This is a genomic window from Streptomyces poriferorum (assembly GCF_019399235.1).
Taxonomy (GTDB): Bacteria; Actinomycetota; Actinomycetes; order Streptomycetales; family Streptomycetaceae; genus Streptomyces; species Streptomyces poriferorum.
The window spans coordinates 1-6,492 of the sequence record NZ_JAELVH010000345.1 but is presented as its reverse complement, the minus strand read 5'-3'; the positions used below and the strand labels follow the sequence as shown (position 1 = coordinate 6,492).

Sequence of the window (6,492 nt, the reverse complement as noted above, 5' to 3'; positions counted from 1 at the left end):
GTGCAGGCCCGGGTGGGGCCCGGGTGCAGCCCCGGATTCCGGGGGAGCCGACCCGCCGCCCCGAGGCCGGCCGACGATCTTTTACTGAATCGCCAGTCAGTATTGGGAGCCGGGAGCGCACTGTCAATGCGGCCTCTGCCGGACGGCCGGCCGGTGGCCGGAGTCCGTCGGCGGGGCAGGCGCCGACCGCGCCCCGGTACGGGTGTCGGCAGCCCCCCGGCGATGGCTGGAACCGGACGTATGCGGAACGAGCCGCCACCGGATGCGGAATCCTGCGGGCGGACCGGACGTTGGATTCGGCATGACGGGATTCGATGCACGGCAGCAGGCACTGCTACGGCTGGTCGCCGAGGAGGGCGGCGGTGTGCTGGTGACGCTCAGGCGGGACGGCAGACCGCAGCTTTCCAATGTCAATCACTTCTACTACCCCGATGAGCGCATCGTCCGCGTCTCGGTCACCGAGGGCCGGGCGAAGACCCGGAACCTGGCGCGGGACCCGCGGGCGAGCTACCACGTGACCAGCCAGGACCGCTGGGCCTGGACGGTCGTGGACGGCACGGCCGAGCTGAGCCCGGTGGCCGCCGATCCCGACGACGCCACGGTGGCGGAACTGATCACGCTCTACCGCGATGTCCAGGGCGAGCACCCCGACTGGGACGACTACCGCAAAGCCATGGTCAGGGACCGGCGGATCGTCCTACGGCTCCATGTCGAGCATGTGTACGGGCAGCAGCGTGGCTGAACGGGTCCAACCGGAGCGCCATCCCGTTGGGTGCTCCGCTCTCGCACAGTCGTCCCCCCTGTCCATAATGAGACGATACCGACTCCCTCAGGAGACCTTGTGACCGGCGCTGACTCCAAGCTTCCGCTCCGCACCAGACTGCGTGCGATGCGTCCCGCAGCCTTCGGGGCCGACCCGGACGGCGCACGCATGGAGCGCATCCGTCGTTCCCCCAACTTCGCCGACGGGACCTTCCAGAACCCGGTGGGGGCGAGGATCAGGCCCTCCGGGTCGGCCCTGGAGTTCGCGAAGGTCTACTTCCGCAAGGAGGAGCGGGTCCTCAGGGCGCCGACGGGGACCGTTCCCGTGCATGCCACGACCCTCGCCGACCTCGCCGAGCCGCCCGCCTCCGGTCTGCGGCTCACCTGGATGGGGCATTCCAGCGTGCTCGCCGAGATCGACGGACGGCGCGTACTCTTCGACCCGGTCTGGGGCGAGCGCTGCTCACCCTTCGCCTTCGCCGGGCCCAAGCGGGTGCACCCCGCGCCGGTGCCGCTCGGCACCCTCGGCCCGGTCGACGTGGTGGTCATCTCGCACGACCACTACGACCACCTCGACCTTCCGACGATCCGTTCCCTCGCGGACACCGCCACGGTCTTCGCGGTGCCGCTCGGCGTCGGTGCGCACCTGGAGCGCTGGGGCGTGCCCACGGACCGGATCCACGAGCTCGACTGGAACGAGTCCACGACCGTCGCCGGAATCAGCCTCACCGCCACACCCGCCCGGCACTTCTGTGGCCGGGGTCTGCGCAACCAGCAGCACACCCTCTGGGCGTCCTGGGCCGTCGCGGGGCCCGAACACCGGATCTACCACAGCGGTGACACCGGCTACTTTCCCGGGTTCAGGGAGATCGGCGCCCAGCACGGCCCCTTCGACGCGACCATGATCCAGATCGGTGCGTACAGCCAGTACTGGCCGAAGGACCGGACGGACAGCAGGCCGGAACCCGGCGCCTGGCCGGACATCCACATGAGCCCCGACGAGGGGGTCCGGGCCCACCTCGACCTCCAGGGCGACGACCCGTCGGCGGGCGTCATGCTGCCGATCCACTGGGGTACGTTCAATCTCGCCCTTCACCCCTGGGCCGAACCCGCCGAATGGTCCATGCGCGCCACGCAGTTCGCCGGAGTGACGATGGCGGCCCCGCGACCGGGCCAGCCCTTCGAGCCCGCCGATACGCCGGCCGTCGAGCCGTGGTGGCGCGGTGTGGCCGCCGAACCGGCACCGGGATGGGGCAACTGGCCCCCGGTGCACGTGCAGCTTCCCGGCGGAGCCAAGGCCGCAGCCACCCCCGACCTCGACCGGGCTCCCCAGGCGTGAGCCGGGCGCGCCGGCCGCCTTCCCTCTCCGGGGGTGCCGCAACGGGGCGGCCGGCGCGATGACGTCCGTACGTGAGGGGGCTGCGGGGCGGCGGACGCGATGACGTGCGTACGGGATGAGGGGGCTGCGGGGCGGCCGGTGCCGTGACGCCCGTACAGGGCGGACGGCGGTCGAACGGCGGTACGCTGCGCCCGGAGGAGCTCACATCCCGGGGGAGCGGCCATGCTGCGGGTGCACTTCACGTCCGAGGATCTGGCGAGGGTCAGAGTCGCCCCCGGCCCGGACTTCCTCTGGGAGATCAGCAACAGCGTCCAGACCCTTCAACGGCGTGATGGCGAAAGGGTGTTCGGTGCCTGGCGCCGCTGGGTGCGGCCACGGCTCTCCGACACGCCCCGGCTGCTCTCCTCGCTGCTGCCCCCACGTGGCTACTCGCCCGATTTCCTCACCCCCACGACCGGCGACCGCGCCACGTTGCAGGCAGCCCTCGACACCTTGATGAGCACCCCGCGGCCACGGCTGCGGACCGACCTGACCCATCTGGCAGCATCCTTCCAACTGCCCAGCTGGGTAGGGTCGTTGGCCGGAGGAGACACTGATTCGCTCCGGCGGCTGGGTGGAGCGCTGGGCACGTACCAGCGTGAGGCCCTCGCCCCGTACTGGCAGCGCGTCCACGCCCATATCGACGCGGACCGCGCCGTCCGGCTGCACAGCCTGCTCGACGGAGGGACCGAGGGGCTGCTGAACGGACTCGGACCGCAGTTCCGCTGGCGCCCGCCCGTCCTGGAAGTGGCATATCCCGTCGATCAGCAACTGCGCCTGTGCGGACGGGGTCTCGTACTCCAGCCGTCGTTCTTCTGCTGGCCGACGCCCATCACGCTGGCCGACGGGGATCTGCCGCCCGTTCTCGTCTATCCCATTCATCGCGCCGCGGACTGGGCCGGAACCGCCGCCCCCGCCCCCGGGTCCCGTTCCTCCGATGGTGCCGGGCCCCTGGGGCCGCTCCTCGGGCACACCCGTGCGGGCATCCTGCGCGCCACCCGCACCGGATGCTCCACCGTCGAGGCCGCCCGCCTCCTGGCCGTGACGCACCCCGCCGTGAGCCAGCACCTGAACGTACTGCGGGCGGCAGGGCTGGTCGTCACGGTACGCAAGGCCGGACGCTCCTTCCATATCGCGACGGCGGAGGGCAGGGCCCTGCTGGCTGCCGAGGAACGGGCCGGCAGCTCGCCGGAGCGCGGAGCGTGACGTCCGGAGCGTGAGCCGCGGAGCATGGCGGCGCCGGAGCATGACAGGCACTCAAGTACCGGCGTAAGCCAGGACTTTCACCGCTTGCGTCGTTCGCGCGGCAACGGCGACGCTGATTCCCGCTGCCCCGCACAACTGGGCGCTTCACGAATGCGTTTCTGCCCGCAAGGCCACCCCCACCCTCCTCAGGAGCCTTCATGCGCAAGAGACTTGTGTCCACCGCGATCGCCGTCGCCGCCGCCGGAGCCCTTCTCCAGCCCACACTGGCCCAGGCATCCCCCGTTCCGCACCCCGCGTCCGTGTCCGTGCTCGCCCACGGCTCGAAGGCCGGAACGGCCGTCGTCAGCGGGCAGAACAAGCCCGGCACCCGGCTGGAGGTCGCCGCCGGCCGAACTCAGAGCGCCCACTGGCTGCAGATCGACTACCAGGTCCAGGAGACCGGCTACTGGTGCGGTCCGGCGGCCACCCGTATCGCGCTCTCCGCCCGGATGGCACCGCCCAGCCAGGGAGACCTGGCCTGGCAGCTCGGCACCACCCAGAACGGCACCGATCACATCGGCCAGGTCACGAACGTCCTCAACTCGAACCTCGGCGGAGGCTGGTACGAGACCAAGGAGATGCCGAACGATCCGCCGACCCAGGCCCAGCGGGACCTGCTCTGGTACGACATCGTCTTCGACATCGACCGCAATTACCCACTGGTGGCCAACATCGTTGCCCCGCCCGGCAATCAGCCGCCCGGCTACCCGTCGGACCAGACGATCTACCACTACTTCACCGTCTTCGGCTACGACGAGGTGGACCGCACCGTTCTCATCGCCGACCCCGCGTCCTTCAGCGGCAATCAGATCTACTGGATCTCCTTCGATCAGCTCGCGACGCTGATCCCGCCGAAGGGCTACTCGGCATGAGCGCGCATGAGTACCGTCCCACGCGCAGAAGCCTCATCAGGGCCGCCGGCGGCCTCTCCGCCGCCATGGCGCTGGGCGCCGGGAGTGTCCTCGCCACGGCGACGGCCGCCAGTGCCGCGGGCGACGGCTTCGGGCTGCGCATCGTGGACCGCAACGAGGGCGACCCCCGTATGCGGTACTACCGCTTCGCGACCGACGCGGTCGGCTGGAACCCGGCGGTCAACGTCCTGCTGCCCGACGGCTACCACACCGAAGGCCGCCGCTACCCGGTGCTCTACCTGCTGCACGGGGGCGGCACCGACCAGGACTTCATCACGTTCGACCGCGCGGGCATCCGGGCGTGGACGGCGGGCAGGCCGGTCATCGTCGTGATGCCCGACGGCGGACACGCGGGCTGGTACTCCAACCCGGTCAGCTCCAACGCCGGGCCCCGGAACTGGGAGACCTTCCACATCGCTCAGCTGCTGCCCTGGATCGACGCCAACTTCCGTACGTACGCCGAATACGACGGCCGCGCCGTGGCCGGGTTCTCGATGGGCGGATTCGGTGCGCTGAAGTACGCGGCCAAGTACTACGGTCATTTCGCCTCGGTGAGCGCCCACTCCGGCCCCGCCAGTCTGCGCCGTGACGCCGGCCTGGTCGGTCACTGGGCCAACGCCTCCTCGGCCGCGGTGGAACTGGCCGGCGGTACGGTCTACGGCGTTCCGCTGTGGGACGAGGCACGGGTCAGCGCCGACAATCCGGTCGAGCGGATCGAGAGCTACCGGAACAAGCGGGTCTTCCTGGTCGCGGGCACCAGCCCCGACCCGGTCAACTGGTTCGACCAGGTCAACGAGAACCAGGTGCTGGCCGGACAGCGGGAGTTCCGCGCGCTGCTCGGCGCCGCGGGCATCCCGCACGAGTGGCACGAGGAGCCCGGCGGGCACGTCTTCCGCGACTACATGTTCCAGCGCGACCTCGACGGCATCATCGCCAGACTCCGCAAGGCGTAGCAACCCGCGCATTCCGCACCGTGTCGCGCCCTCCCGTACTCCGCAAGGGCGCAGCGTCCTCGCACACCCGGCAAGCCCCCTCGGCGCGATCGAGGGGGCTTGCCGTGTCCGTGAGCGGCACTGCCTTCCTGGGCCGCGCTACCGCCGATCGGGTGCCGGTCCGCCGGGAATCCGCCCGACGGAATCGGTCGCTCGTGCGAGAGGTCATACCAGAGCGGGACGGATGGCGGGCAAGTTCCACAACTGCCCGTCGCGTCCTCGCACCGGGCGACTACCGTGTGTGCCCGGTGATCAACGGTGGGCTCATATTCTCCGAGCCTGCCCGGCCGATGACCCGAGAACGACCGACCACCGTAGGTGCCACCACATGAATGCCGATGCCTGGGGCCCCACGTACCGAGGACGCTGATGTCTCAACTTCGCGCACCCGACGCGCGACCGGAACGACGAGAGGGCGGGCGGCACGGCCGACCGGGTCCCCGTTCCCACTCGGCCGCGGCCAGGCCGCGCGCTGCCCGGCCGTCTCCCGAGGCGCGCATACGCCCCCAACTCCTGCGCACCGCAGTGCTGCCCGCTGTCGCCGTCGCACTGGCGGGCACCGCGGCGGTGATCTTCACCGCCCGCTCCGGCGGCGTCCGCCCGTCCAGGGAGCTCTGGACGGCGCTCGGCGCAGCGGGCGCGCTGGCGGCCGCCGCGATGGTGGCCGCCTTCCTGGCCGCCAACCGGGTCGCCACCACCGTCCTCGGCCGCTGCCTGGCCCTGCGCCGGACCAGCGTCCAGGGTCAGGCCGATCTGCAACGGGTGGTGGAACAGCTCCGCAACGGCGAACCCGTGCCCGCGCGGCGCACCCCGCAGGCCGTCGCCCCCGGCAGCGACCCCTTCGAGCTCCTCGCGCAGGAGCTGGGACGCCAGCAGGACGGAGCCGTGGCCGCCGTCGTCCAGGCATCCCGGCTGTCCCGGCTGTCCGAACACACCGGCGAGGACCAGAAGGTCGAGGTCTTCGTCAATCTCGCCCGCCGTCTGCAGTCGCTCGTGCACCGCGAGATCCAGCTGCTCGACGAGCTGGAGCACCAGGTCGAGGACCCCGATCTGCTCAAGGGGCTCTTCCACGTCGACCACCTGGCCACGCGCATCCGCCGGCACGCCGAGAACCTCGCCGTCCTCGGGGGCGCGGTCTCCCGGCGGCAGTGGAGCAACCCGGTCACCATGACGGAGGTGCTGCGCTCGGCGATCGCCGAGGTCG

At 71.1% G+C, this 6,492-nt stretch carries 5 protein-coding genes and 1 pseudogene; all 6 read left to right on the top strand.

What is annotated here, in order from left to right; translation table 11 throughout:
• The first annotated feature begins 301 nt into the window (after positions 1–301).
• Positions 302–742, top strand: a complete 441-nt coding sequence (locus tag JGS39_RS35255) for a PPOX class F420-dependent oxidoreductase (protein ID WP_219573838.1) — start codon at positions 302–304, stop codon at positions 740–742.
• A gap of 99 nt (positions 743–841) precedes the next feature.
• Positions 842–2,101 carry an MBL fold metallo-hydrolase gene (locus JGS39_RS35250; RefSeq protein WP_219573837.1) on the top strand — a complete coding sequence of 420 codons (1,260 nt, stop codon included), beginning with the start codon at positions 842–844 and terminating at the stop codon, positions 2,099–2,101.
• 222 nt (positions 2,102–2,323) lie between these two features.
• Positions 2,324–3,346 (top strand): ArsR/SmtB family transcription factor, encoded by a 1,023-nt coding sequence (locus JGS39_RS35245; protein WP_219573836.1) that lies wholly within the window; start codon positions 2,324–2,326, stop codon positions 3,344–3,346.
• 197 nt (positions 3,347–3,543) lie between these two features.
• A complete protein-coding gene (locus JGS39_RS35240; protein WP_219573835.1) occupies positions 3,544–4,257 on the top strand; it encodes a C39 family peptidase in 714 nt (237 codons plus the stop codon).
• A complete protein-coding gene (locus tag JGS39_RS35235) occupies positions 4,254–5,249 on the top strand; it encodes an alpha/beta hydrolase (protein WP_219573834.1) in 996 nt (331 codons plus the stop codon). The genes JGS39_RS35240 and JGS39_RS35235 overlap by 4 nt, the downstream gene beginning before the upstream one ends.
• A gap of 408 nt (positions 5,250–5,657) precedes the next feature.
• A pseudogene (locus tag JGS39_RS35230) lies at positions 5,658–6,492 on the top strand (ATP-binding protein); the annotation flags it as partial.

Bases quoted from the DNA above. Each gene is read 5' to 3' on its own strand.
- JGS39_RS35255 (WP_219573838.1), top strand. From the start codon at position 302: ATGACGGGATTCGATGCACGGCAGCAGGCACTGCTACGGCTGGTCGCC.
- JGS39_RS35245 (WP_219573836.1), top strand. From the start codon at position 2,324: ATGCTGCGGGTGCACTTCACGTCCGAGGATCTGGCGAGGGTCAGAGTC.
- JGS39_RS35240 (WP_219573835.1), top strand. From the start codon at position 3,544: ATGCGCAAGAGACTTGTGTCCACCGCGATCGCCGTCGCCGCCGCCGGA.
- JGS39_RS35235 (WP_219573834.1), top strand. From the start codon at position 4,254: ATGAGCGCGCATGAGTACCGTCCCACGCGCAGAAGCCTCATCAGGGCC.